General features: G+C 68.9%; 26 protein-coding genes. 18 read left to right on the forward strand and 8 right to left on the reverse strand.

Annotated elements, in window-relative coordinates; translation table 11 throughout:
• Positions 1-42 precede the first annotated feature (42 nt).
• Positions 43-954, forward strand: a complete 912-nt coding sequence (locus ASF30_RS18370; protein WP_055910048.1) for an SDR family oxidoreductase — start codon at positions 43-45, stop codon at positions 952-954.
• Between the two features lie 26 nt (positions 955-980).
• Positions 981-1,766, forward strand: coding sequence for a formylglycine-generating enzyme family protein (locus tag ASF30_RS18375; protein ID WP_055910050.1), 786 nt, complete (start codon positions 981-983; stop codon positions 1,764-1,766).
• 22 nt (positions 1,767-1,788) lie between these two features.
• On the opposite strand, the gene ASF30_RS18380 is transcribed toward ASF30_RS18375, so the two are convergent.
• Entirely contained in the window at positions 1,789-3,060 is a 1,272-nt protein-coding gene (locus tag ASF30_RS18380) for an HNH endonuclease signature motif containing protein (protein WP_055910053.1), read from the reverse strand.
• Between the two features lie 342 nt (positions 3,061-3,402).
• Here ASF30_RS18380 and ASF30_RS18385 point away from each other — a divergent pair, with 342 nt between their 5' ends.
• The 3 genes from ASF30_RS18385 to ASF30_RS18395 all read left to right on the forward strand — a co-directional run bounded on the left by ASF30_RS18385 (position 3,403) and on the right by ASF30_RS18395 (position 5,801).
• Positions 3,403-4,224 carry an alpha/beta fold hydrolase gene (locus tag ASF30_RS18385; protein ID WP_055910055.1) on the forward strand — a complete coding sequence of 274 codons (822 nt, stop codon included), beginning with the start codon at positions 3,403-3,405 and terminating at the stop codon, positions 4,222-4,224.
• Between the two features lie 102 nt (positions 4,225-4,326).
• Positions 4,327-4,938 carry a carboxymuconolactone decarboxylase family protein gene (locus tag ASF30_RS18390; protein WP_055910057.1) on the forward strand — a complete coding sequence of 204 codons (612 nt, stop codon included), beginning with the start codon at positions 4,327-4,329 and terminating at the stop codon, positions 4,936-4,938.
• A complete protein-coding gene (locus tag ASF30_RS18395; RefSeq protein ID WP_055910059.1) occupies positions 4,935-5,801 on the forward strand; it encodes an RNA polymerase sigma-70 factor in 867 nt (288 codons plus the stop codon). Before ASF30_RS18390 ends, ASF30_RS18395 begins: the two co-directional genes overlap by 4 nt.
• Positions 5,802-5,819: 18 nt before the next feature.
• Here the strand turns inward: ASF30_RS18395 and ASF30_RS18400 are convergent, their stop codons facing one another.
• Positions 5,820-6,530: a TetR/AcrR family transcriptional regulator gene (locus ASF30_RS18400; RefSeq protein ID WP_055910061.1), complete on the reverse strand. Its 711-nt coding sequence runs from the start codon at positions 6,528-6,530 to the stop codon at positions 5,820-5,822.
• A gap of 190 nt (positions 6,531-6,720) precedes the next feature.
• On the opposite strand from ASF30_RS18400, the gene ASF30_RS18405 reads away from it, so the two are divergent.
• Genes ASF30_RS18405 through ASF30_RS18425 form a run of 5 tightly spaced genes read left to right on the forward strand, consistent with a single transcriptional unit; the run spans position 6,721 to position 13,629 of the window.
• A complete protein-coding gene (locus ASF30_RS18405; protein ID WP_235480389.1) occupies positions 6,721-8,379 on the forward strand; it encodes an amidohydrolase in 1,659 nt (552 codons plus the stop codon).
• Positions 8,380-8,396: 17 nt separating this feature from the next.
• On the forward strand, positions 8,397-10,052 hold the full coding sequence (locus ASF30_RS18410) for an ABC transporter substrate-binding protein (RefSeq protein ID WP_055910075.1): 1,656 nt from the start codon (positions 8,397-8,399) through the stop codon (positions 10,050-10,052).
• 45 nt (positions 10,053-10,097) lie between these two features.
• Positions 10,098-11,057, forward strand: coding sequence for an ABC transporter permease (locus tag ASF30_RS18415; RefSeq protein ID WP_055910077.1), 960 nt, complete (start codon positions 10,098-10,100; stop codon positions 11,055-11,057).
• Positions 11,054-11,914 carry an ABC transporter permease gene (locus tag ASF30_RS18420; RefSeq protein WP_055910080.1) on the forward strand — a complete coding sequence of 287 codons (861 nt, stop codon included), beginning with the start codon at positions 11,054-11,056 and terminating at the stop codon, positions 11,912-11,914. Before ASF30_RS18415 ends, ASF30_RS18420 begins: the two co-directional genes overlap by 4 nt.
• Positions 11,911-13,629 (forward strand): dipeptide ABC transporter ATP-binding protein, encoded by a 1,719-nt coding sequence (locus ASF30_RS18425; RefSeq protein WP_055910083.1) that lies wholly within the window; start codon positions 11,911-11,913, stop codon positions 13,627-13,629. The genes ASF30_RS18420 and ASF30_RS18425 overlap by 4 nt, the downstream gene beginning before the upstream one ends.
• Here the strand turns inward: ASF30_RS18425 and ASF30_RS18430 are convergent.
• The gene (locus ASF30_RS18430; RefSeq protein ID WP_055910086.1) at positions 13,626-14,018 is read right to left on the reverse strand and encodes a YciI family protein; all 393 of its coding nucleotides are present in this window, start codon (positions 14,016-14,018) and stop codon (positions 13,626-13,628) included. The genes ASF30_RS18425 and ASF30_RS18430 overlap by 4 nt on opposite strands.
• A 22-nt stretch (positions 14,019-14,040) precedes the next feature.
• Positions 14,041-14,508 carry a VOC family protein gene (locus ASF30_RS18435; RefSeq protein ID WP_055910088.1) on the reverse strand — a complete coding sequence of 156 codons (468 nt, stop codon included), beginning with the start codon at positions 14,506-14,508 and terminating at the stop codon, positions 14,041-14,043.
• Between the two features lie 167 nt (positions 14,509-14,675).
• Between ASF30_RS18435 and ASF30_RS18440 the strand changes: the two genes are divergently transcribed.
• The 6 genes from ASF30_RS18440 (at position 14,676) to ASF30_RS18465 (ending at position 18,913) form a co-directional block, all read left to right on the forward strand.
• Positions 14,676-15,644, forward strand: a complete 969-nt coding sequence (locus ASF30_RS18440) for an ABC transporter ATP-binding protein (RefSeq protein ID WP_055910090.1) — start codon at positions 14,676-14,678, stop codon at positions 15,642-15,644.
• Positions 15,641-16,414, forward strand: coding sequence for an ABC transporter permease (locus ASF30_RS18445; RefSeq protein WP_082468048.1), 774 nt, complete (start codon positions 15,641-15,643; stop codon positions 16,412-16,414). The genes ASF30_RS18440 and ASF30_RS18445 overlap by 4 nt, the downstream gene beginning before the upstream one ends.
• A 207-nt stretch (positions 16,415-16,621) precedes the next feature.
• Positions 16,622-16,981, forward strand: a complete 360-nt coding sequence (locus tag ASF30_RS18450) for a PadR family transcriptional regulator (protein WP_055910095.1) — start codon at positions 16,622-16,624, stop codon at positions 16,979-16,981.
• Positions 16,982-16,983: 2 nt separating this feature from the next.
• Positions 16,984-17,352, forward strand: a complete 369-nt coding sequence (locus ASF30_RS18455) for a DUF1048 domain-containing protein (protein ID WP_055910098.1) — start codon at positions 16,984-16,986, stop codon at positions 17,350-17,352.
• Complete coding sequence (locus ASF30_RS18460) at positions 17,349-18,152, forward strand: ABC transporter ATP-binding protein (RefSeq protein WP_055910100.1); 804 nt, start codon at positions 17,349-17,351, stop codon at positions 18,150-18,152. Before ASF30_RS18455 ends, ASF30_RS18460 begins: the two co-directional genes overlap by 4 nt.
• The gene (locus tag ASF30_RS18465; protein WP_055910102.1) at positions 18,149-18,913 is read left to right on the forward strand and encodes an ABC transporter permease; all 765 of its coding nucleotides are present in this window, start codon (positions 18,149-18,151) and stop codon (positions 18,911-18,913) included. The genes ASF30_RS18460 and ASF30_RS18465 overlap by 4 nt, the downstream gene beginning before the upstream one ends.
• A 15-nt stretch (positions 18,914-18,928) precedes the next feature.
• On the opposite strand, the gene ASF30_RS18470 is transcribed toward ASF30_RS18465, so the two are convergent.
• The gene (locus ASF30_RS18470) at positions 18,929-19,303 is read right to left on the reverse strand and encodes a hypothetical protein (RefSeq protein WP_055910104.1); all 375 of its coding nucleotides are present in this window, start codon (positions 19,301-19,303) and stop codon (positions 18,929-18,931) included.
• Between the two features lie 147 nt (positions 19,304-19,450).
• Between ASF30_RS18470 and ASF30_RS18475 the strand changes: the two genes are divergently transcribed.
• Positions 19,451-22,015, forward strand: a complete 2,565-nt coding sequence (locus ASF30_RS18475) for an ATP-dependent Clp protease ATP-binding subunit (protein ID WP_055910106.1) — start codon at positions 19,451-19,453, stop codon at positions 22,013-22,015.
• Between the two features lie 34 nt (positions 22,016-22,049).
• On the opposite strand, the gene ASF30_RS18480 is transcribed toward ASF30_RS18475, so the two are convergent.
• Positions 22,050-22,826 carry an EI24 domain-containing protein gene (locus ASF30_RS18480; protein WP_235480390.1) on the reverse strand — a complete coding sequence of 259 codons (777 nt, stop codon included), beginning with the start codon at positions 22,824-22,826 and terminating at the stop codon, positions 22,050-22,052.
• Positions 22,827-22,912: 86 nt separating this feature from the next.
• Between ASF30_RS18480 and ASF30_RS18485 the strand changes: the two genes are divergently transcribed.
• Positions 22,913-23,872 (forward strand): Dyp-type peroxidase, encoded by a 960-nt coding sequence (locus tag ASF30_RS18485; protein WP_055910108.1) that lies wholly within the window; start codon positions 22,913-22,915, stop codon positions 23,870-23,872.
• Positions 23,873-23,896: 24 nt separating this feature from the next.
• On the opposite strand, the gene ASF30_RS18490 is transcribed toward ASF30_RS18485, so the two are convergent.
• Positions 23,897-24,469 (reverse strand): GNAT family N-acetyltransferase, encoded by a 573-nt coding sequence (locus ASF30_RS18490; protein WP_055910111.1) that lies wholly within the window; start codon positions 24,467-24,469, stop codon positions 23,897-23,899.
• A 15-nt stretch (positions 24,470-24,484) separates the two neighbouring features.
• Entirely contained in the window at positions 24,485-25,081 is a 597-nt protein-coding gene (locus ASF30_RS18495) for a dihydrofolate reductase family protein (protein ID WP_055910114.1), read from the reverse strand.
• Position 25,082: the final 1 nt, after the last annotated feature.

The raw sequence follows: 25,082 nt of genomic DNA on the forward strand, positions 1-25,082 counted from the left end.
CCCGCGGACTCCCTCCGAGCTGCCGGGCCCGAAGGAGACATCATGCGCGTATTCGTCACCGGAGCATCAGGCTGGATCGGCTCGGCCACCATTCCCGAGGTGCTGGCCGCAGGTCACGAGGTGATCGGCCTCGCCAGGTCGGACGACGCAGCCGCTGCAGTACGAGCCGCCGGCGCCGAGGTTCTGCGCGGCGACCTCGACGACCTCGACATCCTGAGGAGGGGAGCCGCCGAGGCTGATGCCGTCATCCACCTCGGCTTCAAGCACGACTTCTCGGACTACGCGGCATCGGGTCGCACCGAGCGAGCTGCCGTCGCGACCATGGCCGACGCGCTCGTGGACTCGGGGCGCGCCTTCCTGTTCGCCTCGGGGCTGGCGGGTCTCGCACCGGGTCGTACGGCGACGGAGAACGACGCCAACCCGATGGTCGGCCCGGATTCGCCGCGCGGCGGCGCCGAGAACTTCGCCCTCGAGTACGTCGATCGCGGGGTGCGCGTTGTTCCCCTGCGCTTCGCCCCGACCGTTCACGGCGAGGGCGACCACGGCTTCACCGCGACCCTGGCGAACATCGCCAGTCAGAAGGGCGCGGCGGGCTACGTCGCCGACGGCTCGAATCGCTGGGCCGCAGCCAACCGCCTCGACGTCGCACGCATGATCGCGCTGGCGCTCGAGAAGGCGCCGTCGGGAGCACCGATGCACGGAGCGGGCGAGGAGGGCATCGCCACCCGCGAGATCGCCGAGGCGATCGGTCGCCGACTCGGTGTGCCTGCGGTGTCGATCGACCCGGCGGATGCCGCCGAGCACTTCGGGTGGATCGGGATGTTCTTCGGCATGGAGGCGTCGGCCTCGAGCACGATCACTCAGGAGACTCTGGGCTGGACTCCGACGCATCCGACCCTCATCGAAGACATCGAGGCGGGGTACTACACGCCCGCTCTGGCAGAACGCGGCTAGGTGTCCTCGGCCGGTACCGTGGAGCGATGTCAGCGTCCTCGGCAGCACTCCCCGCGCTGATCGACGTCCCCGCTGGCGTGATCGAACTGCGTGATGCGCGTTCCGGATCGGTGCGCACTGTCGAGCTCACCGCTTTCCAGATCGGACGCACGGCTGTGACGGTGGGCGAGATCAGTGGTGGTGCGGGTGCGGGTGCCGGTGTCGATGCCCGTGTGCCCGCGCACCCTGTCACCTGGTTCGGCGCCGTTGCGAGCTGCAATGCGATGACCGATGCCGCAGGCCTGCGCCGCGCCTATCAGATTCGTGATCGCAGCGTCACGTGGGATGTCAACGCCGACGGATACAGGCTGCCGACTGAGGCGGAGTGGGAGTTCGCGGCTCGAGCAGGTTCGACGGCGCCGAGGTATGGACCGCTCTCCGACGTCGCGTGGTCGGCCGCGGACGAGGTCGACGGACCGCAGCCCGTTGCTGGCAGGGCTCCGAACGCCTTCGGACTCTTCGACACCCTCGGCAACGTCTGGGAATGGTGCTGGGACTATGCCGACACCGCGCGCTATGGCGACTATCGCAGCCTGCGCGGCGGGGGATGGGCCGACCGGGAGTGGAGTCTTCGCGCGTCGGTTCGCCGGGGCAGTGCTCCGGATGCCGTGCTCGATGACGTCGGCTTCAGGGTCGCTCGCGGTGCGGTCGGTGCGGCCGGCGCGCTCGGTGCCGATGCGGCGCAGGGCTGGTCGGATCGCGCCGACCGCGAGCGCGCCGCTGTACGCGGCCCGCGCCCGATCGGGTGGACGCCGTTGCGGGTCGACGACTAGACGGGCTGCTGGAGGTGGCCGCTCAGAACGGGGCCGGCCCGGTGGTCACGGAATAGCCAGTGGGCGTGGTGATGGTGACCCGGCCGTCCGGTCGGCGTTCGTAGTCGATGCGGCTGAGGTTCTTCCTCCTGTTGCCCGTCTCGCAGAGCGGGAAGAGATTGTCGTCGTTCGTGCCGCCGGCGTCACGGGCCCACTCCTCGAGATGATCGAGGTCGGTGTCATCGACAGGTCGGCTGCACGTCGGGTCGATGCAGTCCTCGAACCTGATGGCCACCCAATCGCGTTGAGCTCTCGTCGGCCGGTACCGGGTGCGATCGTAGGCGAGCTTCTCGCCGTTCACCGGGTCAGTGACGACCCGTCGGAACGAGGGGGCCACTGCGAAGAGCCTGGCCGCCGACGCGCGATCGATCGGCCCGTAGCCGCGAAGCTCGATGGGCTCGCTCCCGTGGCCGATCATGCTCAACAGCGGGATCAGCAGGACGGGACGCACCCTCGCGGCGGTCGGCGTGCCGTCGCCGGCGAGCCATCCCGCGGCAAGGTCGGCGCGGATCTGATCGCGAGTGCGCCAGGCGCTGTCGGCCCTGGTGGTGTTCTTCTGTTCCGCGCGAGCGGTGGCGTTGAGGCGTGCCACGATGCGGATGGCGTCGGGAGCCGAGACGAGCAGATGGATCCAGGCCATGCCGTCGTCGACGGGTTCCAAGTCCACCCGCCGTCTGGTGAAGGCGCGAGCATGCAGGGCTTCGGCTGGTTCGGGGAACAGGGTGCCCTTGAGGCGGCGGGCTCGACGCCGGTACATCGCCACGGTCTGGGTAGCGGCCGTGTCGGCGAGCTCCCGGTCGAAGAGGGCGATCGCGTCATCGTCATCCCAGCCCACGAGGAGGTCGAGGGCGGCGGTGACGTGCCCGATCGTGGTGATCCCGGCGGTGAACGCAGCCTGCAGCAGCGGCATCCGGTCTTCGAGGGTCTGAGCACGATGGGCGATGTGGCGCACCTGTCCCGTGCTCAGATTCAGACGCAGTCCAGCGTCGTAGGCGGCCGCGTCTTCGGCGAACTCGAGGACGTCGCGGTGGGTGATGCCTGCGGTGCGGAGGTACACGTGCGGATTCGCCCGCGCCAGGCGCATCAGTTCCGCCAGCGCCGTCCACATGCGCGCCTGCGCCCGGCTCTCCGCGGTGCGGGCATCCACAGCCTCGTCGAGTCTGTCGACGATCAGGTCCAGGCCGGTCGCGACAGCGTTGCCCGGAACAACGGGGCGGCCCGACGGAGCCGGCGCGTCGTCGGGCGGCCTCAGCATGGCCGCTTGGTTTCGTCTCGGGTGACGTGCGAGCGCATTCGTGACTCCAGATTCTCTCCAGGCACGAGCGCGACGTGAGTCCATTATAGTACATGATGACGATAAAACGTCAGAACTCACCACACATCTTTCGTTTTTATCTCCGAGACATCGGCGCGGGCTTCGTGTATCTGCGGAAGGCCGCCGAAGGCGATTCCAAGGGAAAAGGCCCACGAGTGAGGCGGCCGATGTCGACGATCCGGTGAACTCGAGCCGAACGCCCCCGGTGAATCCAGTCGATCCCATAGCGAGGGCGGCGCAGACAGGAGAGGGTGGGAGGACCAACACGCGAAGGAGTTCGGCATGCCCTACATCACGACATCTGACGGTACGGAGATCTACTACACCGACCAGGGGGCCGGCCAGCCGGTGGTCCTGAGTCACGGCTGGCCGCTGAGCTCGGATGCCTGGGCGGTCGAGGTCAAGCTCCTCGCCGACAACGGCTACCGCGCCATCGCCCACGACCGTCGGGGGCACGGCAAGTCGTCGCAGCCGTGGCAGGGCAACGACATGGACACCTATGCGGCCGATCTCGCCGCTCTCATCGAGGCCCTCGACCTGCACGACGTCATCGTCATCGGCCACTCCACGGGCGGCGGCGAGGTCGTGCGCTACGCGGCGCAGCACGGCAAGGGCCGGGTGGTGAAGGTCATCACGGCCGGTGCGGTCCCTCCCATCATGGTGAAGTCCGACGCGAACCCCGAAGGCACTCCGATCGAGGCCTTCGACGGCATCCGAGCCGGAGTGCTGGCCGACCGCTCGCAGTTCTACAAGGACCTCTCCGAGCCGTTCTTCGGCGCCAACCGTGAGGGCGCCGAGGTCTCGCAGGGCGCGAAGGACGATTTCTGGCGTCAGGGCATGCTCGTGGGACTCCAGGGTGCCTACGACTGCGTGAAGGCCTTCTCGGAGACCGACTTCACCGAGGACCTCAAGGCCCTCGACGTGCCGATCTTCATCGCCCACGGAGGCGACGACCAGATCGTGCCCATCGGGGCCGCTGCCGAGAAGTCGATCGACCTGGTCGCGCACGGCACCCTGAAGGTCTACCCCGGTGCCCCGCACGGCATCTACGGCGCCTACCAGGCCGAACTCGACAAGGACATCCTCGAGTTCATCAGGAGCTGAGACCGCGCGGATGCAGTGAGCCTCGCCGGGGCCCGGATGTCACATCCGGGCCCCGGCCGGTGTCTTCATGTCACCAGTGACGAATCCGCGAGGAGAGAAGACATGAACGACGCACGAGTGCCGGCGACCGAGATCCGTGGTGCCTACGGGGCGATGGTCAAGATGGTGATGCGCAAGATGGTGGGGAACGTGCCCGACTCCGTCGGCGTTCTGTGGAACAACCCGCGAGTCTTCAAGGACATGATGGGCTTCAACCGCCGGGCGGAGAAATGGCGCGACCTCGATCCCGACCTGGGCTCGTTCGCCAACATGGCTGCAGCCGCGGCTGTCGGATGCAGCTTCTGCCTCGACCTGAAGTACTTCATGGCGCACAACCGGGGCCTCGACGAGGCGAAGGCCCGGGAGGTGCCCGCTTGGCGCACGTCCACGGTGTTCACGCCACTGGAGCGCTCCGTCATGGAGTACGCGGATGCGATGAGTCGGACGCCGGTTGCTGTCACCGACTCGATGTCGGCCTCGTTGCTCGAGCAGATCGGGGCGCCCGCGCTCCTCGAGCTCACAGCACGGGTCGCCCTGATGAACACCAGCGCTCGCTCGAACATCGCGCTCGGCATCCATTCGGCGGAATTCGCGGATGCCTGCGGACTGCCACCGCTGGCGACGGCGACCCATCTGGTGGCGAACGCGACGGCCGACGTAGTGTCGACGGCATGAGCGACGACCCGTTCCTCACGCACCGACGGCTGCTGTTCACCGTCGCCTACGAGATGCTCGGCTCTGCGGCCGATACCGAGGACGTGCTGCAGGAGTCGTGGCTGCGATGGTCGGAGGTCGACGCGTCGCAGGTGCGCGACCCCCGCGCCTACCTCGTGCGCGTGGTCACCAGGCAGACCCTCAACCACCTCCGCTCGCAGGCGCGGCGGCGGGAGGACTACATCGGCGAATGGCTGCCGGAGCCGCTGCTCACGACGCCCGACGTGGCCGACGACGTCGAACTCGCGGAGAGCGTCTCGATGGCCATGCTCACGGTGCTCGAGACGCTCGTTCCGACGGAGCGTGCCGTGTTCGTGCTGCGCGAGGTCTTCGACGTGCCCTACGAGGAGATCGCCGAGGCCCTCGGCAAGGAGCCGTCCGCTGTGCGCCAGATCGCGCATCGCGCCCGGGATCACGTGGCCGCGCGTCGACCGCGTGTCAGCGTCGACGCGACCGAGCAGCACCGGGTCGTCGAACGATTCGTGGCCGCCCTCAACACCGGCGACCTGCAGGGCGTGCTCGCTGTGCTCGCACCCGACGTCGTGCTCGTCGCCGATGGGAACGGACTGATCGGCGCTGCGCGGAAGCCGATCGTCGGTGCCGAGATGCTCGCGACCTACCTGGTCAACGGCGCGGCACGGGTGCGGTTCGTCGGCGTTCCGGTGTCGCTCAACGCGACCTCCGGAGCGCTCTTCGACGTGAACGGCGAGCTCGCTGCGGCCGTCAGCATGGTGGTGGTCGACGGCCTGATCACCCGGTTGTACTCGGTCGTCAACCCCGACAAGCTCGCGCGACTCGATGCGGCGGTGACCCTCACGCGTTGAGCGGCGGATGCCGTCGGCCTAGCCGCCGCCGCCCGGCCGGGCCGCTGCGGCCCGCTCCGCCGACTGGATGACGGCCTCGACCCCCAGAGTGAACAGGGCGACGTCCTCGAGGTCGGTGAGTTGGGTGTTGTACTCCGTGATGAGCGGGTACTTGCGCGGATCCGCGAGGATCGGCCCTTCGAACCATGGCCCGGCGCCGTTCTCGGGGTCGCGCTCGCCGCGGCCCCGTGCGATGCCGGCGGCGCTCGAGAGCACATGTGTGGCGAGCAGGGCGTAGTGGCGAACGAGGTCGTCGCCTGACAGGCCGGCCTCGGCGAAGGCCTGAAGCATGAACTCGATGGCGTCGAGTTCGCCCGGCCCGTGCGTCGTGAGGACGATGGCCTCGGCGCCGACGGCCGGGTAGATGACGTACTGGGCGAGTGTCGCTGCCGCGAGCTGCCGGAGCCGCTCCTTCCAGTCGGCGGGATCGGCCGTCACCTCGGCCAGGCTGCGTGCCGTGAGTTCATCGAGGAGAGCCTGCATGAGGTGCTCCTTGCTGCGGAAATGCCTGTAGATCGCCGTCGGATCCGCCCCGAGATGGGTGCCGAGCTCCCGCACGGAGATCGACGCCGTGCCAGACCCCGCCGCGAGCTCGAGTCCGGCGGCGATGATCGTGTCGCGGTCGAGTCGGGCACGACCACTCGATGAACCGGCATCGCGTCGCCGTGCAGCGTCTCCAGCAGTCGCCATGATCCCTCTTCCTCGCCGGTCAGCTCAATCGTGCCATGAGGCCGCCACGCGCACGCGCGACGAGCGCGACGAGGCGACTGAGCCGCCAGTGTAACGCTTGTGTAAACACTGATGTCAACGCTGTTGACATCACCGTGAACGCATGGTTGTCTCGCCTCACCGACCCAGTCACGAGGAAGCGAGGGGTGCTGTGCCAGCTGTCGACCTGTTGTTCACCGGAGGAGCCGTCTTCACGGGAGTGGGTGCGCCGTTGTCCGGGCATTCCGTCGGCGTGATCGGAGACCGGATCGCCGCGGTGGTGCCGGATTCCGAAGCCGGCGGCATCACGGACGAGCACACCCGGATCGTGCACCTCGACGGCGCCCTGCTGAGTCCGGGCTTCCAGGATGCCCACGTGCATCCGGTCGGTGCCGGGGTCGAGATGCTCCTCTGCAACCTCACCGGTGCCGAGGACGCCGACCGGGCCGTCGCGACTGTCGCGGCCTACGCCGAGGCGAACCCCGCGGAGCCCTGGATCCTCGGAGGCGGCTGGTCGATGGACCACTTCGCCGGCGGAGCCCCCACCCGTGCCCTGCTGGACGCCGTCGCCCCCGATCGTCCGGTGCTGCTGTCGAGCCGGGACCACCACAGTGCCTGGGCGAACACCGCGGCCATCGTGGCGGCCGGGCTCGACGCATCGACAGCGGACCCATCCGACGGCCGGATCGAGCGCGAGCCCGACGGCTACCCGGCCGGCACCTTCCACGAGGGTGCCGAGCGCCTCTTCGACGTCGCGCGGCCGGGAATCGGTGCCGAGCTCGCCTACGCCGGTCTGCTGCGAGCCCAGGACGAGCTCCTGGCGCTCGGCATCACCGGCTGGCAGGACGCGATGATCGGCAGTCTCTCCGGCGTCGAGGACATCGACGCCGCCTACAGGCGCGCCCTGGCTGAGGACACGCTCCGCGTGCACGTGGTCGGCGCCCAGTGGTGGGAGCGCGACGGCGGCATCGAGCAGGTCGCCGAGATGGTCGAGCGGCGGGACGCGCTGGCAGCCACGGGCGCCTCGGCACGCTACGAGCTCGGCACGACGAAGATCATGGTCGACGGCGTCGCCGAGAACCAGACCGCAGCCATGCTCACGCCCTACCGTGACGGGCACGGCCACGACACCGAGAACAGCGGCCTGTCCTTCATCGATCCCGAGTTCCTCAAGCAGGTCGTCACGCAGCTGGATGCCGCGGGCATGCAGGTGCACTTCCACGCCCTCGGCGATCGGGCGGTGCGCGAGGCCCTCGACGCCGTCGACGCTGCACGGGAGGCGAACGGCGCCACCGACGGGAGGCACCACCTCGCCCACCTGCAGGTCGTCGAGGAGGTCGAGACCGCCCGCTTCGCCGAGCTCGGCGCCGTGGCCAACATCCAGGCGCTGTGGGCGACCCACGAGGACCAGATCGACGACCTCACGCTCCCGTTCCTCCGCGACGGCGCCGAGGAACGGCACTATCCCTTCGGCGATCTCGTGCGCCACGGAGTGCGGCTCGCGGCAGGAAGCGACTGGCCGGTCTCCAGCGCCGACCCCATGGACGCCATCCACATCGCCGTGAACCGGATCGTGCCGGGCGAGGACTACGAGCCCCTCGGCGGTGCCGGCCAGCGACTCGACCTCGCCACGGCGATGGCCGCCTACACATCGGGGACGGCCTTCGTGAACCACCGCGACCATGACACCGGCAGCATCCGACCGGGGTACCTCGCGAATCTCGTGGTGCTCGACCCCGACCCGTTCGGCCTCCCCCCGGAGGAGATCCACCTCTCCACGGTGACCTCGACGTGGATCGAGGGCGCACCGGCCTACTCCCGCACCGCCTGAACCGAGGAGCAACGACCATGTCCCGATCGACCACCACCACTGCACGCCGGCGCCGGCGCGCCGCCGTCGTCATCGCCGGCGGACTGAGCGCCGCCATCGCCCTGAGCGGATGCACGCCCCCCGCGCCGCAGAGCACCGCCCCGGCCGACTGGGAGCTCACCGCGCAGACCGATGCGCCGTCGGGCGACATCGACTCCTTCACCTGGGCGAGCTACGCCGAGCCGTACTCGCTCGACTACGCCTACGCCTTCGACTACGCCGACAACCAGGTGCTGTCCAACGTCTGCGAGTCCCTCCTCCGGCTGAATCCCGACTACACCCTGTCGCCGGGCCTGGCCGAGTCGTTCTCACATCCGACGCCGACCACCTGGGTCTACGAGATCCGCGACGGCGTGACGTTCCACGACGGGACCACCATGACCGCCGCCGATGTCGTGGCATCGATGAACCGCCACCTCGACCCCGAGGTCGGCTCGTCGTGGTACTCCGTCTACCAGAACGTCACCTCGATCGAGCAGACCGGCGACAGCGAGGTCACCGTGACCGAGGCGTCGCCGGACTCCCAGTTCAACCTCGCCATGGGCGGATCGGCCGGGGTCGTCGAGTCCGCCGCCACCCTCGCCGAGAAGGGCGCCGACTACGGCAACTCCACCGGAGGCGTCAACTGCACCGGCCCGTTCAGCTTCGGCGAGTGGAAGTCGGGAGAGAGCATCACGCTGGAGCGCTACGACGGGTACTGGGACACCGCGAACGCCGCCAAGTCGGGCGAGGTCACCTTCCTCTTCATGACCGATCCGAACGCGCGCAGCAACGCCCTGAAATCGGGTGAGGTCGATGGCGGCTGGATGATCCCCGCGGATGCCGTGCCGCAGCTGCGGTCCTCAGACGAGGGCGACATGCTCTTCGGCCTCAACACCGCCGTCTCGAGCCTCATCGTGTCGAATCTCGACGGACCGCTGGGCGACCTGCGCGTGCGCAAGGCGCTGCTGATGGCGCTCGACAGGCAGGGCATCGTCGACGCCGCACTCAAGGGCTACGGCGAGCCGACGAATGCCCTGACGACTCCGTCCGTCTGGGTCGGTGCGAGCGATCAGGGCGTCTCGGATGCCTTCGACGGCCTCGAGGAGTATCCCTACGACCTCGACGCGGCCAAGAAGCTCGTCGAGGAGGCCGGCGCGACAGGGGAGGAGATCACCTACCTGACGGCGCCGATCAGCAGCGACTTCAACGTGTACGCCCAGGCGACGGCCGCGGCCGCGCAGGCGATCGGACTCAAGGCGAAGATCGAGACCGTGACGCCCAGCGCCTACACGGCGCTCTTCTCCGACCCGACGGCTCGCGAGGGCGTCGACCTCTTCTACACGGCCTGGTACCTGTCGAGCCCCGATCCGCTCGAGATGTTCAGCGTGCTGCGCACGGGCGAGTTCAGCAACTACGGCGAGTGGAGCGACGCCGACTTCGACGCCGTGGTGAACGAGGCCATAGCGATCGACGACCCGGCCGAGCGCTCGGAGAAGACCGCGGAGGCCCAGCGGATCGCCAACGAGCAGTTGCCGTGGCTGCCGCTCTACCAGGCGCCGACGACCCTGTTCCTCGGCAAGCGCATCACCGGCGTCGCGCCCTCGATCGCCTTCCTCTACGCTCCGTGGGCGGCCTCCATTGGCGCACGCTAGCCGCGTGCCCACGGGCATCGGCCCCGGCCGGGCGGCGGTCATCCCATGATCGCCGCCCGGCGGGTGGCCGCGAAGCTCGGTTCACTGCTCCTCACCCTGTTCCTCGCATCCCTCCTGGTCTTCTTCTCCAGGTTCCTGGTGCCGGGTGATCCCATCAGCTTCCTGCTGCGGGGCCGCAAGCCGAGCGCCGAGGCCGTCGCCGAGGTCTCGGCGCAGTACGGACTCGACCTGCCGCCGTGGCAGCAGTACCTGAACTGGCTGGGCGGGGTGCTGCACGGCGACTTCGGGCGCTCGCTCCAGTACCGACAGGACGTCTCCCTCGTGATCGGCGATCGCCTGCCGGTCACTCTCGGCCTGGTGGTGATGGCCGGCACGATGATCGCCGTCGTCGGCCTCGCCGCCGGCATCGTCGCGGCCCTCAACCGGGGACGACTGCTCGACCGCGCCGTGCTGATCGGCCTCACCGTGCTCGGCGCCATCCCGTCGTTCGTCGGATCGATCGTGCTCATCGCCGTCTTCGCGGTGCAGCTCGGCTGGTTCCCGTCATTCGGATCGGGGGACGGGAGTCCGCTCGACACGATCTACCACCTCGTGCTTCCCTCGATCGCCCTCGCGATCGTCTTCGTCGTGCTGGTCAGCAAGGTGACGCGTTCCTCGATGGTCGAACAACTCGGCCGGGAGCACGTCGAGGTGGCGACCAGCCGTGGCCTGAAGCGCGGCACGGTCATCCGCCGACACGTGCTCCGCAACGCGATCGGGCCCATCCTCACTGTGAGCGGCGTGCTCGTCGCGGGCCTGCTCGTGGCCAGCGCCATCGTGGAGGCCGCCTTCGGGCTCTCCGGCATCGGCTCGCTGCTCGTGCAGTCCGTCGACAGGCTCGACTTCCCCGTCGTGCAGGCGATCGTGCTCCTCGTCGTCGCGGCGTTCGTCGTGGTGAACGCCGTCATCGACATCCTCGAACCCTGGGTCGATCCGCGATCCGCAGCAGGAGCTGGTGCCCGATGACCACCCCCACCGTCGCCATCAGGGTGCTGCGCGCCCCTCGGCTGCCACGCTCGAGCGCCTGGTTCGTCGCGAGCGCCGTGGTTCTCGCGGCCTTCACCATCGCCGCCGTGTTCGCCCCGTTCCTCGCACCCTACGATCCCGACCACGTCGACCTGCTCAACATCCAGGCGCCGCCGAGTGCCGCGCACTGGCTCGGTACCGACGCCGTCGGTCGCGACACCCTGAGCCGGATGATGTACGGCGCGCGGACGGCACTGTTGGCGCCGCTGCTCGTCGTGGTCTCCTCGACGATCCTCGGAATCCTGTTGGGACTCGTCGCCGGATGGCGAGGCGGATGGCTGGATGCCGTGCTCGGCCGCGTGTTCGACGTGGTGTTCGCCTTCCCGTCCCTGCTCATCGCCATCATGGCCGTCGCGTTGTTCGGCAAGGGCCTCGTGGCCCCGGTCATCGCAATGAGCATCGCCTATGCGCCGTTCGTCGCCAGGCTCACCCGGTCGCTGGTCATCGCCGAGCGCACCCGCCCCTACGTGGCCGCCTATCGGGTACAGGGATTCGGCGGGGCGTGGATCGCATCGCGGCGGGTGCTGCCCAACGTGACGCCGATCATCGGCGCGCAGTCCACGCTCAACTTCGGCTACGTCCTCGCCGAGCTCGCGGCCCTGTCGTTCCTCGGCCTGGGCGTCCAGGCCCCGACGGCCGACTGGGGCGCGATGATCAACGAGGCCCAGGCCGGGCTCATCGGCGGCTACCTCCTTCCGGCCATCGTGCCGGCCGTCGCCGTCGTGCTCGTCGTCGTCGCCGTCAACGTGATCGGCGAAGAGCTCTCTGACCGCATCGGAGGCGGGATCCGCGCATGACACTCCTCGACATCTCCCAGCTCACGCTCGATCTCCCTGGTGGCATCCGCCTGCTCGACGGCGTCAGCCTCACCGTCGCAGCGGGCGAGACCGTCGGGCTCGTCGGCGAGTCGGGTTCCGGCAAGTCGCTGACGGCGCGATCCGTTCTCGGTCTGCTCCCCGCCGGCTCCGCCACGACAGGATCGATCCATCTCGCCGGGCACTCGGTGCTCGACGCGACTCCCGCGCAGATCCTCGAGCTGCGCCGCACGAGTGCGTCGATGATCTTCCAGGACCCGCGCTCCGGCATCAATCCCATGCGCACCATCGGCGATCACCTCACCGAGGTGCTGCGGCTGTGCCGACGGATGCCGGTCGACGAGGCCGAGACCACGGCGCTCGCCCTCCTCGAGGCCGTGCGCCTGCCGCGCCCGGCCGAGCACCTGCGGCAGTACCCGCACGAGCTCTCGGGCGGGATGCTGCAGCGGGCCATGATCGCCGGTGCGCTCACCAGCTCGCCGCAGCTGCTCATCTGCGACGAGCCCACGACGGCGCTGGACGTGACGACGCAGGCCGAGATCATCGCCGTCCTCGCCGAACAGCGCGCGAGCCGGGGGATGGGCATGCTGTTCATCACCCACGACCTGAACCTGGCCGCGTCGATCTGCGATCGGGTCGCCGTGCTGAGCGCCGGCAGGGTCGTCGAGCAGGGTGGAGCCCGCGAGGTGTTCCTGCATCCGAAGGCCGACTACACCCGCAGGCTGCTCGCCGCGACCCCCACGCTGCCCCGACCACGCGCTTCGATCGCCGTCGCGGACGTCGGCACCACCGTCGCCGCCACCGCCACCGCCACCACCGCCACCGCCGACACCGACACCGACACCGACACCGGCACCGGCACCGGCACCGGCACCGGCACCGACGCCGACGCCATGCTGTCGGTGCGGTCGCTCTCGAAGACCTATCACCGTCGGGGCAAGGAGTCCGTGCCGGCCGTCGTCGAGGCGTCGATCGAGATCCCGCGGGGCGGAGCGCTCGGCGTCGTCGGCGAGTCGGGCTCCGGCAAGTCGACGCTCGCCCGCATGATCGTCGGCCTCGAGCGGGCGGATGCCGGCGACATCCGCATTGCAGGCAGTGAACGCACCATCGCCCGATCGCGCGCCGAACGTCTCGCCCATGCGCGGTCGGTGCAGATGGTCTTCCAGGACCCCTACCTCTCGCTCGACCCGCGGATGACGGCCGGCCGGGCGATCGAGGACGCCCTGCGCCTGCACGCGTCCAGCCGAACCGTGGATGCGCGGGCCCAGGTTCTCGCCCTGCTCGACCAGGTCGGCCTGGGCGAGAAGCACGCGCAGGCCCGCCCGCGCACCCTGTCGGGCGGTCAGCGGCAGCGGGTGGCCATAGCCCGTGCTCTGGCGATCGAGCCCGACCTGCTGGTGCTCGACGAGGCGACGAGCGCCCTCGACGTGTCTGTGCAGGCGCAGGTGCTCGGCGTCGTCGAGCGGATCCGCCGGGAGCGCGGGCTCACCGTGCTGTTCATCAGCCACGACCTCGCCGTGGTGCGCAGGGTGTGCGAACAGACCGTCGTCATGAAGACCGGCGTCATCGTCGAGCGCGGGCGCACCGATGACCTGCTCGAGGCGCCGCGGCATCCGTACACCCGACTGCTCATCGAATCGGTGCCGCGGCCGGACTGGGACGGGTCCGAGCGCCCGAGGGCGGAGTCTGCGGTCTAGTCGTCGGGCATCGAGCGGCGGTCGCCGATCGGGGCGCCGCCGTCCGCTGACAGCGGGAAGGCCAGTGAGTCCGCACGCACCCACCACTCCATGACCTCGTAGTCGAGGCGTCTCGCCACCACCGACGGGTCTGCGCGCGTGAGCCGCTCGGCTTCGGCCGTGTCGCAGGCGAAGATCGACATCCCCCGGAACGAGTCGTCGCTCTGCCCGTCGAACGGTCCGTTCACGACCAGCACCCCACGGCGGGCGAGTTCGGCCCTGTAGGAGAGGTGGCGTCGCTGGAGCGCGTCGAGGTCGGCGTCGGTCATCTCCGCCGCATCGGCCGGCCTGCGCAGGATCACCAGCGTGTAGACGTCGAACGCATCGGGGATGTCGGGGTTGTGCGGCATACGTGCCTCCGGTCGGCTGGCGTCAGGCGTTCTCGAGTTCGGCGATCACGATCCTGCCCTGGCCCATCATGACCTGAATCTGTGCCGGCGTGCGGGTGAGGTCGCCCATGTTCGCCGGAATGATCTGCCAGCTCACGCCGAACCGGTCCTTGCACCAGCCGCACTGCTCGGACTCGGGCACGTGCGAGAGCCTCGACCAGTAGTGGTCGATCTCGTCCTGGTCGGCGCACGACACGATGAACGAGATCGACTCGTTGAAGGTGAACAGCGGACCGCCGTCGAGGCAGACGAAGTCGGTGCCGTTCAGCGTGAACCGGCCGTTCAGTACCTTGCCCGTCATTCCGGTGAAGTGCTCATCGAGCGATTCGTCGGGATACTCCTCGATCGAACGGATGCTGGAATTCGGGAACACGTCGACGTAGTACTCCATCGCCTCCCGTGCGGTGTCGTCGAACCACAGGCACGGCGTGATGGGTGAGAGCTCGGCCATGGTGAACCTCCTCGTTCGCGGTGACACGTCGTCTCCACGGTACGCGGATGCAGCGTCGCTGACGAGGGGTGCCGACCGCGGCGCCTGCACGATAGCGTCGATGGAGACGCCACGATCCACCGGCCTGGCGTGCGCCCAGGGGAGGTACGGAACGTGGAGCGGATCGCATGATCGAAGTCGAGGGTCTCACCCAGGTCTTCGGCGACAAGACTGTCGTCGACGACTTCAGCTTCACGGTCCAACCCGGTGGAGTCACAGGAATGCTCGGACCGAACGGGGCCGGGAAGTCCACCACGATGCGGATGATCGTCGGACTCGACCGCCCGGTTCGGGGTTCTGTAAGGGTGAACGGTCGCGACTTCAGACAGTCGTCCACGCCGCTGCGCGACCTCGGAGCGCTGCTCGACCCGACCGCGCTGCATCCCGGACGGTCGGGACGCGTGCACCTCCAGGCGCTCGCGGCCACCAACGGCATCGGCCGCTCGCGGGTCGACGAGGTGCTGGGCCTGACCGGAATGGCGGATGCCGCCGGCCGGCGGGTGGGAACGTACTCGCTCGGCATGCGCCAGCGCCTCGGCATAGCCGCGGCACTCCTGGGTGACCCGCAGACCCTGGTGCTCGACGAGCCCGTCAACGGCCTCGACCCCGACGGTGTGCACTGGGTGCGCGAGCTGATGAAGCACCTCGCCGCCGAAGGCCGCACAGTGCTCGTCTCGAGTCACCTGATGAGCGAGATGGCGCTCACCGCCGATCACCTCGTGGTGATGGGCCGGGGCCGCCTCATCACCCAGGGGCCGGTGGCGCAGGTCATCGCCCAGGCCACCCAGGCCGATGTGCTCGTGCACGCACCGGAGTCCGAGCGGCTCGCTGCAGCGCTCGCCGGCATCGGCGCGACGTCGCGGACGACAGCCGACGGCGCGTTGCTCGTGACGAACGTGACGGCGGCACAGGTCGGCGACGTTGCAGCATCCCTCTCCATCGCCCTGCATGAACTGACGCCGCAACAGGGCTCGCTCGAGGATGCGTTCCTCGCTCTCACGAAGGACGACCAGGAGTACGTGGCCGGGGGAGTGCCGGATGCCCGCACCGCTGCAGCTGCACCCGGTGCCACCACCCAGGACGGACCCCAGCGATGACCACGAGCTCCCCACCCGTAGCTGGCACCCGAGTGAGCTTCGGCGGTGTCTTCGCCTCGGAGTGGCTCAAGTTCCGCTCGCTGCGTTCCAGCTGGTGGCTGGCGGGCTCCGCCATCGTCGGCACCCTGCTCATCGTGGCGTTCTGGAGCGCGGCCGTCCCCGGCGCATCCCTGGCCAATGTGCTCGCGGCCGTGGCGAACGGCTACATCGTCTGCGGATTGCTGCTCATCATCGTCGGAACGATGATCTCGACCTCGGACTACGAGAACCACGCGATCACGGTCTTCCTCGCAGCTGTGCCGAGCCGCACTCCCATCGTGCTGGCGAAGGTTCTCCTGGCCGCGATCATCGGGGCCGTGGTCGGAGGGGTGGCCGGTGCGCTGGCGCTCGCGGTGTCGATAGCGCTGCACGGAGGCGGTGCGTCGTTCGGTGATCCCGGAGTGCTCCGCGTCCTCGGCGACGTCGCGTTCTACGGCGCCGTGCTCTGCGTGACCGGCACGACCGTCGGCCTCGTCTTCCGATCGACCATCGCGAGCGTCGGGGTCGCCATCGGCTACCTGTTCATCGTGCCGATCATCATCAGCCTCGTGCCGCTGGATGCGTTCGGGCTGTTCAGTCAGACCTTCCCCGGGAATGCATCCAGCAACTTCTTCGGGGTCGCCGTCGATCCCGGCCACCTCGACCCGGTGTCCGGCGTGATCGCCTCCGTCATCTGGACGACGGCATGGGTGGTCTTCGCCGTCGTGTGGGTCAAGCGCCGCAACGCCTGAACCTGCGCCGGCCTGCCCCCGGCGCCTCCTCTCGAGTGCCGTGCGCGAATCGCGCACGGCACTCGGCGTCTGCCTGCCCGGAAGCTGCATCGAGGGCTGCGGAAGATTCTCCTTGCGCCCGGCGGTATTCGGTGTCACTATGTACTGGTAGTCAACATCACTGAGTACTAGTACTCATCACCGCAGAGTAGTTGAAAGGAGGGTCCCATGGGCAAGCAGCAGATGACCGAGATGCTCAAGGGCACACTCGAGGGCATCGTGCTCGCGATCGTCGCCTCCGAGCCCGCGTACGGCTACGAGATCACGGCGAAGCTGCGGGACGAGGGCTTCTCCGACATCGTCGAGGGCACCGTCTACGCGCTGCTGGTCAGGATCGAGCAGCGCGGGCTCGTCGATGTGACGAAGGTCCCGTCCGAGAAGGGTCCGCCCCGCAAGGTGTACTCGCTGAACGCACAGGGCGGCGAGTACCTCGAGGAGTTCTGGAAGAGCTGGAGCTTCCTTGCAGAACGGATCGAACAGCTCCACAACCACCACCACACCGACAACGCGCAGCACGAAGGAGAATGACCATGGCCGCGAAGTGGATCGAGACCCTCACCGGGTCGCTCGAACAGAAGAAGCAGTACAAGCAGGACAAGGCCCGCATCGACGGCCTTCCCGAGCCCTACGGAACCGCCGCGAAGGCGATGCACCGGTACCTCATGTACGCGGGCGGCGTCGTCGACGGCGAGACCCTCATCACCATGTTCACCGACCTGGCCGACCTCTGGGAGCGCGCCGCCGTCGACGGTACCCCGGTGCGCGACATCGTCGGCGACGACCCGGCCGAGTTCGCCGAGACCTTCGCGGCGGCCTACAGCGGCAAGCAGTGGATCGAGAAGGAGCGCGCTCGCCTCAACAAGGCGATCGACGACGCAGAAGGAGACGCACTGAAATGACCGGGAACGCAGCCATCAGCGTGCAGGGCATCGAGAAGTCGTTCAAGGACCTGCACGTGCTCCAGGGCGTCGACTTCGACGTCGCATCCGGAAGCATCTTCGCGCTGCTCGGCTCGAACGGCGCCGGTAAGACCACGCTGGTGCGCATCCTGTCGACGCTGCTGAAGGCCGACTCCGGCACCGCATCGGTGCACGGATTCGACGTCGCCGCCAAGCCCGGTGACGTACGCGAGTCGATCAGCCTCACGGGCCAGTTCGCCGCCGTCGACGAGGTGCTCACAGGTAGGGAGAACCTCGTGCTGGTGGCGAAGCTCCGCCACCTGAAGAACCCCGGCGAGATCGCCGACGGACTGCTCGAGCGTTTCGCGCTGACGGATGCCGGCAGTCGGCGGGCCGGCACCTACTCGGGCGGAATGCGCCGCCGACTCGACATCGCGATGAGCCTGATCGGCAACCCGCCGATCATCTTCCTCGACGAGCCTACGACGGGCCTCGACCCGCAGGCGCGCAAGGAGGTCTGGCAGACGGTCAAGCAGCTCGCCGGCCAGGGCACCACGGTTCTGCTCACGACGCAGTACCTCGACGAGGCCGAACAGCTCGCCGACCGCATCGCGATCCTGCACAAGGGCACCATCATCCAGAACGGCACCCTCGCCGAACTGAAGCAACTCCTCCCAGCCGCGACGGTCGAGTACGTCGAGAAGCAGCCGTCCCTCGAAGACGTCTTCCTCGCACTGACCGGCGAGACCGGGGAGGCTGACGCCGCTGCGGCGGCCCAGACAGAAGGAGAACAGCGATGACCACCAACGTCATCGGCGACACCGGTGTGCTCACCGGCCGGTCGCTGCGCCACATCCTCCGCAGTCCCGACACGATCATCACCACGGCGGTCACCCCGATCGCGCTGATGCTTCTGTTCGTGTACGTGCTCGGCGGTGCGATCAACACGGGGTCCGACGAGTCGTACATCGACTACATGCTCCCCGGCATCCTGCTCATCACCATCGCGTCGGGAATCGCGTACACCTCGTACAGGCTCTTCCTCGACCTGCAGGGCGGGATCTTCGAACGCTTCCAGTCGATGCCGATCGCCAGGTCGAGCGTGCTGTGGGCGCATGTGCTCACCTCACTGGTCGCGAACCTGGTGTCCGTCGCGATCGTGATCGGCGTCGCGCTGATCATGGGGTTCCGCACCGGAGCCTCCCTCGGCGCCTGGTTGGCCGTCGCCGGCATCCTGGTGCTGTTCACCCTGGCCCTGACCTGGCTCGCCGTCGTCGCCGGACTCTCGGCGAAGACCGTCGACGGCGCGAGTGCGTTCAGCTACCCGCTGATCTTCCTGCCGTTCATCAGCTCGGCCTTCGTGCCGACGGAGTCGATGCCGGCGCCGGTGGCGTGGTTCGCCGAGAATCAGCCCGTGACCTCGATCGTCGACACCACGCGGGCGCTGTTCGCCGGGCAGCCCGTCGGCAGCGACATCTGGGTCGCCCTGGCCTGGCTCGTCGGCATCCTGATCATCGCCTACGTCTGGGCAGGCTCCATCTACCGCCGCAAGTTCAGTTGAGGTCGGGCGCTGGGCTCAACCCAGCGCCACCAGCAGGCTGAGGATCGCGAGAATCGCCACCACCGGCGTCATCGTGAATCGCTCGGCCTTGCTGCGTGAGACGGCATTGAGCGGGATGCCGAGCACGAAGTATCCGAACGCCACCCACATGCCGACGCTCGACACGAGGTCGGGAACGACGTCGATGACGGATGCGCGATCCAGGGCCAGCGTGCCGATCACCGCGTAGATCAGGATCGCCACGGCGCTCCCCACCCGCAGCTTGGCCGGCAGCACCCGATGCTGACCGCCCCACGCGAAGCGCCCGATGGGGGTGCCGAGGATCAGGGCGAGCTGGAAGACGGCGAGGGCGCCGAGGATCACGCAGAGGGCGATGGCGGCGGCAGGCATGGGCTGAGCCTAGGGGGCGACGTAGCGGCCGGCGCCCACGACGCGAGTTCGAGGGCGCTCCGATGGAATCGAGGTCACCGGGAATACCCGCGCCCCCGCCGCGTTGAAGTTGAGTGCAAGGCACTCAAGTTTCATCCAGGAGGTCCCGTGCCCGACGAATCCACACCCCAGAACGGCGACGCAGGCAACTCGTTCGACGAGTTCCTCGCTCGCTACCTCGACGGCGAGCGAGCCCGCAGCTCCCGCTCGATCGACCTGAGCCGTTTCCTGACCGCGCGCACGCAGGAGATCCTGCAGCAGGCCGGTCGGTTCGCACTCGAGCGCGGCCAGAACGAGCTCGATGCGCTCCACATCCTGCGCATCATCATCGCGGAGGACGCGGCGAAGGACGCCGTGCGGCGCCTCGGCGTCGACCCCGCAGCCATCGCCACCGCCGCCGAGAAGCGGCTGCCCGGTGCGTCGGGTGAGGCATCCGTCAACGCGGCGACCATCACCAACTCGGCCCAGCGCGCGCTCTTCCACGCCTACCAGGTGGCCCGCGCCTCCGGATCGACCTACATCGAGCCCGAACACCTGTTCTTCGCCCTCGTGCTCAACCAGGACACCCCCGCCGGACAGGTGCTGGCGAACGCCGGCGTCACGGCAGAGGCCCTCACCCAGGGCATGCGCGAGACCGTCGGCGACGAGACCGGCTTCGAGGGCACGGATGCGGCAGACGATGAGTCACCGGCATCCGACACCCCGATGCTCGACAGGTTCGGCACCGACCTCACCGCCCTCGCCGAGAACGGCGAGCTCGACCCCGTGATCGGCCGCGCCGACGAGATCGAGCAGACCATCGAGATCCTCAGCCGCCGCACCAAGAACAACCCTGTGCTGGTGGGCGAGGCCGGCGTCGGCAAGACCGCCATCGTCGAGGGTCTCGCCAGCGCGATCGTCGACGGCAGTGTTCCCGAGCAGCTGCGCGACAAGCGCGTCATCTCGCTCGACCTGCCCGCGATGCTGGCAGGCACCCGCTACCGCGGCGACTTCGAGGAGCGCCTGACCAAGACGATGGATGAGATCGCGGCCCACAAGACCGAGATCATCGTGTTCATCGACGAGGTGCACAGCGTGGTCGGAGCCGGGGGAGCCGGCGAGGGCATGGACGCTGGCAACATCCTGAAGCCCCGCCTCGCCCGCGGCGAGCTGCACCTCATCGGTGCGACCACGCTCAAGGAGTACCGCACCATCGAGAAGGACCCGGCCCTCGAGCGCCGCTTCCAGCCCGTGCGGGTCGGCGAGCCCTCCATCGAGGACGCGGTGCTGATCCTGCACGGACTCAAGCCCGCCTACGAGGAGCACCACGCTGTGAGCTACACGGATGCCGCCCTGCGCGCATCGGTCGAGCTCTCGGCGCGCTACCTCACCGATCGGGTGCTGCCCGACAAGGCGATCGACCTCATCGACCAGGCCGGAGCGCGACTGCGCCTGCGCCTCGGCGTGAAGGTCGACGTCTCGGCCCTGATGGAGCGCCTCGCCGACCTGGAGGCGTCGAAGAACGCCGCGGTGAGCTCCGAGCACTACGAGGAGGCCTCACGCATCCGCGACGAGATCTCGGGAGTGCAGGCCAAGCTCGACGAGGCCACGGCCGGGGCCCGAGCGTCGGCGACAGCTGCTGACGCCGTCATCGACGAGGCCGAGATCGCCGCCGTGATCTCCCGCGCCACCGGCATCCCGGTGAACCGCCTCACCGAGGGCGAGCGCGACCGCCTGGCCGTGCTCGAGACCGAGCTGCACTCGCGCGTCATCGGTCAAGACGACGCCGTGACCGCCGTCGCCAAAGCCGTGCGTCGCAACCGCACGGGCATGGGCGACGCCAACCGTCCCGTGGGGAGCTTCCTGTTCCTCGGCCCGACCGGCGTCGGCAAGACCGAGCTGGCCAAGTCGCTGGCGACCTCGCTGTTCGCCGACGAGAGTGCCGTCATCCGTTTCGACATGAGTGAGTTCGGCGAGCGTCACACCGTGTCGCGCCTCGTCGGCGCCCCTCCCGGATACGTCGGCTACGACGAGGCCGGACAGCTCACCGAACGGGTGCGGCGCAACCCGTACTCGATCGTGCTGTTCGACGAGATCGAGAAGGCGCACCCCGACGTGTTCAACCTGCTGCTGCAGGTGCTCGACGACGGGCACCTGACCGACGGCCAGGGTCGCCGCATCGACTTCCGCAACACCGTCGTCATCATGACGAGCAACATCGGAAGCGAGTTCCTCGCCTCGCGCTCCGGCGCCCTCGGCTTCGTCGGGGGAACGGATGCGTCGGGCTTCAGCTCCGAGCAGGACCTGAAGAACCGCGTCATGGGCAAGCTGCGCGAGGCCATGCGGCCCGAGTTCCTGAACCGCATCGACGAGATCGTGCTGTTCCGCAAGCTCGATCAGCCGCAGCTGCGCGAGATCGTCTCGCTCATGCTCGGTGCGACATCCGCCCGTCTGGCCGCCCGTGAGGTGACCATCGAGGTGACGGATGCCGCGGTCGACTGGCTCGCCGAGCACGGCTACGAGCCCGAGTACGGGGCGCGCCCGCTCCGTCGCCTCATCCAGCGCGAGGTCGACGACCGCATCGCCGACCTGTTCGTGGATGGGTCGGTGGGCGACGGCGGCGCCGTGCGGGTCGACGCCCACGACGGCGCGATCGTCGTGACGGCATCTGCTCGCCTGGCTCAGGCGGCCTAGGGACAGAACAGGATGAGCCGCCCGATGGCGTCCCTCAGGGGCGTATCGGGCGGCTCATCCTGTTTTCCGGCTGCGGATGCGGCTGCTCGTCGAGCGCCGCGCGCGCCAGCATCGTCGAGCCGGCGACGGCGGCGGGCATCGTGAGCACGGCGCCGAGCGGGATCATGAACAGCAGTTGCGTCGCGACGCCGAAGCCGAGCACCTGGGCGCGGTGCGGGCGGAGCACGGTGCGGCGCTGCTCGGGAGTGAGACCGCGAGCCTCGAAGGCGCGCGAGGTGAGCTCGCGCGCGAGCAGGCGACCGGAGAGGACGACCCCGAGCACGGGTGCCGCCACGGCACCGACGACGGGGATGAGACCGGCCAGAGCCACCACGAGCGCCGACAGCACGCCGAGGGCGATGAGAGCCGTCGAGTCGCGCACTGCCCGCCAGACGCCCGCGCCCTGATCCGGTACCTCGCCGCCGAGTTCGAGCTCCACCGCGCGCCAGATGCGCTCGTAGAACGGGTCGCCGACAGCCAGGGTGATGGCGGTGAACGTGACGGCGGCCAGCAGCCCGGCGGCTCCCAGGGTGATGGCGCCGAGCGTGAGACGCAGCGCCGTGGCCCAGGCGTCGGGCCAGGATTCGGCGAAGGGGGTGATCGCCTCGATGGCCGGCGCGAGTGCGAAGCCGAGGCCGACGAGGGCGATCACGATCAGCACGAAGACCACGAATGCCGGAACCAGGCCGAGCAGCATGGCGCCCGGGTTGCGTCGCCAGTAGCCGAAGCCCCGGAGGAGCATCGCCACACCAGACAGGAATCCGCTCAGCACGCCGCTCAGCCTAGGCGGTACCGTGGGCGGGACCGGCGCGCTCGACGTTCCGTCCGGCGCCCGTGACAGCAGCGTGAGGAGACCGTGTGACCGATCCGTCCGGCGACCGCGTACCGATCGAGCCGCAGAGCGTGCTCGCGCCGCTGTCGAGCTCCGCCGTCTTCCTCGTGGTCACGATCCGCGCGGGCGCTGCTGCCGCGGCACTGGCCCGCGACGTCATCGTCGACATCGCCGACCTCGTGAAGACCGTCGGCTTCCGCGATCTCGATGCGCGCCTGAGCTGCGTGGTCGGCATCGGAGCAGCGGCCTGGCCGCGCCTGACCACGCAGGCGGCGCCGGCGCAGCTGCGCCCGCTCACGCCGATCGTCGGACGCGTGCACGCGGCGGTGTCGACACCCGGCGACCTGTTCTTCCACATCCGCGCCGACCGTCACGACCTCTGCTTCGAGTTCGAGCGACTGCTTCTGGCGGCCCTCGACGGCGCGGTCGACGTCGCCGACGAGGTCTTCGGCTTCCGCTACTTCGACGCCCGCGACCTGCTCGGCTTCGTCGACGGCACGGCCAACCCCGTCGGAGGAGAGCTGTTCGATGACGTCATCGTCGGCGACGAGGATGCCGTGCATCGCGGCGGCAGCTACGTCACGGTGCAGAAGTACGTGCACGACATGGCCGGCTGGAAGGCTCTCACGACCGAGCAGCAGGAGGCCATCATGGGTCGGACGAAGGCCGACAACGTCGAACTCGACGACGCCCCGGCCGGCGCACAGTCCGCGCACAAGACCCTCGCGACGATCACGGATCCCGATGGCACCGAGCACGGCATCCTGCGCGACAACATGCCGTTCGGCCGGCCCGGCGCCGGCGAGTTCGGCACCTACTTCACCGGCTACGCCCGCTCACCGCAGACGATCGACCGGATGCTGCGACGCATGTTCATCGGCTTCCCCGTCGGCGCCTACGACAGGCTGCTCGACTTCTCGACCGCACTCACGGGATCGACCTACTTCGTACCGAGCCTGCCCGTCCTCGAGGGGCTGGCCGACTAGGGCGTGCCGCATCGCAGCAGGCGCTCAGCTCAGGTCGAGGCGCATGAGGACGCGGGGGAAGCCGTTCAGCACGCTCGTCGTGTCGGCGGCCTTGCGAAAGCCGGCCTTCAGGAACAGCGCTCGGGTTCCGACGTAAGCCATCGTGAGGTCGACCTTCTCGCCTTTGTTGTCGACGGGGTAGCCCTCGATGGCCGGTGCGCCGTTCTCGCGTGCGAAGGCGACCGCGCCGTCGAGCAGCTGATGGGAGATGCCCTGCCCGCGATGACCCGGACGGACCCGGATGCACCACACCGACCAGACATCGAGGTCGTCGATGTGCGGGATCCGCCGGTTCGCAGCGAAGCCCGTGTCGGCGCGCGGGTGCACACCGGCCCAGCCGACCACCTCATCGCCGTCGTAGGCGAGCACCCCGGGCGGCGGATCCTCGCGGCAGAGCTTCTTCACGCGCTCGCCGCGGGCGGTGGCCGACAGTGCCAGATTCTCCTTCGACGGGAGGCGGTAGCTCAGGCACCAGCAGACGTTGGCGTCGGGTCGCTTCGGCCCGACCATGGTCCTCACGTCGGCGAACCGCGTGGCGGGACGCACCTCGATGGACATCGCCGCCGCCGCGCTCTACATCTCGCGAAGCTCGACCTCGTCGGCCGCACGCTCGTAGACCAGCGACACCGCACCGAGCGGGAAGCTGCGCGCCGGTTCGGCGAGTCGGAACGTGGTCGGGAGGGAGGTGCCGTCGAACAGGCGCTTGCCCTGCCCCAGAGTCACCGGATACAGGTACAGGTGCAGCTGGTCGAGCACGTCCTCGGCGAGCAGGGAACGGATGAGGACTCCGCTGCCGAACATGTGCACCTGGTCGTACTGCTCGCGGAGGCGGCCGGCGGCTGCGGCATCCGGGATCACCGTCGTTCCCTCCCATGTCGGATCGGTGAGAGTGCTGGAGACGACGAACTTGGGGATGCGGTTGAGCACGCCGCCGATGTCGTCGGACTGGTTCGGCCAGTAGGCGGCGAAGATGTCATAGGTCGCACGGCCCAGCAGCAGGGCGTCCATGCGGTCGATCTCCGAGGTGATGAGGGCGCCGGCCTCCTCGTCTGACACCGCAGCCTGCCAGCCGCCGAGACTGAATCCGTTCGAGGGATCCTCCTCGCGGCCGCCCGGGCCCTGGTAGACCCCGTCGAGGGTGATGAACATGTTCGCGACGATGCTGCCCACG

Source organism: Leifsonia sp. Leaf264 (assembly GCF_001422325.1).
Lineage (GTDB): Bacteria > Actinomycetota > Actinomycetes > Actinomycetales > Microbacteriaceae > Orlajensenia.

Coding starts and splice junctions, on each gene's coding strand:
- ASF30_RS18450 (WP_055910095.1), top strand. CDS start 16,622: ATGGGCAAGCAGCAGATGACCGAGATGCTCAAGGGCACACTCGAGGGC.
- ASF30_RS18415 (WP_055910077.1), top strand. CDS start 10,098: ATGATCGCCGCCCGGCGGGTGGCCGCGAAGCTCGGTTCACTGCTCCTC.
- ASF30_RS18375 (WP_055910050.1), top strand. CDS start 981: ATGTCAGCGTCCTCGGCAGCACTCCCCGCGCTGATCGACGTCCCCGCT.
- ASF30_RS18470 (WP_055910104.1), bottom strand. CDS start 19,303: ATGCCTGCCGCCGCCATCGCCCTCTGCGTGATCCTCGGCGCCCTCGCC.
- ASF30_RS18490 (WP_055910111.1), bottom strand. CDS start 24,469: ATGTCCATCGAGGTGCGTCCCGCCACGCGGTTCGCCGACGTGAGGACC.
- ASF30_RS18435 (WP_055910088.1), bottom strand. CDS start 14,508: ATGGCCGAGCTCTCACCCATCACGCCGTGCCTGTGGTTCGACGACACC.
- ASF30_RS18440 (WP_055910090.1), top strand. CDS start 14,676: ATGATCGAAGTCGAGGGTCTCACCCAGGTCTTCGGCGACAAGACTGTC.
- ASF30_RS18370 (WP_055910048.1), top strand. CDS start 43: ATGCGCGTATTCGTCACCGGAGCATCAGGCTGGATCGGCTCGGCCACC.
- ASF30_RS18460 (WP_055910100.1), top strand. CDS start 17,349: ATGACCGGGAACGCAGCCATCAGCGTGCAGGGCATCGAGAAGTCGTTC.
- ASF30_RS18395 (WP_055910059.1), top strand. CDS start 4,935: ATGAGCGACGACCCGTTCCTCACGCACCGACGGCTGCTGTTCACCGTC.
- ASF30_RS18430 (WP_055910086.1), bottom strand. CDS start 14,018: ATGCCGCACAACCCCGACATCCCCGATGCGTTCGACGTCTACACGCTG.
- ASF30_RS18420 (WP_055910080.1), top strand. CDS start 11,054: ATGACCACCCCCACCGTCGCCATCAGGGTGCTGCGCGCCCCTCGGCTG.
- ASF30_RS18390 (WP_055910057.1), top strand. CDS start 4,327: ATGAACGACGCACGAGTGCCGGCGACCGAGATCCGTGGTGCCTACGGG.
- ASF30_RS18400 (WP_055910061.1), bottom strand. CDS start 6,530: ATGGCGACTGCTGGAGACGCTGCACGGCGACGCGATGCCGGTTCATCG.
- ASF30_RS18465 (WP_055910102.1), top strand. CDS start 18,149: ATGACCACCAACGTCATCGGCGACACCGGTGTGCTCACCGGCCGGTCG.
- ASF30_RS18380 (WP_055910053.1), bottom strand. CDS start 3,060: ATGCTGAGGCCGCCCGACGACGCGCCGGCTCCGTCGGGCCGCCCCGTT.
- ASF30_RS18385 (WP_055910055.1), top strand. CDS start 3,403: ATGCCCTACATCACGACATCTGACGGTACGGAGATCTACTACACCGAC.
- ASF30_RS18445 (WP_082468048.1), top strand. CDS start 15,641: ATGACCACGAGCTCCCCACCCGTAGCTGGCACCCGAGTGAGCTTCGGC.
- ASF30_RS18410 (WP_055910075.1), top strand. CDS start 8,397: ATGTCCCGATCGACCACCACCACTGCACGCCGGCGCCGGCGCGCCGCC.
- ASF30_RS18425 (WP_055910083.1), top strand. CDS start 11,911: ATGACACTCCTCGACATCTCCCAGCTCACGCTCGATCTCCCTGGTGGC.
- ASF30_RS18455 (WP_055910098.1), top strand. CDS start 16,984: ATGGCCGCGAAGTGGATCGAGACCCTCACCGGGTCGCTCGAACAGAAG.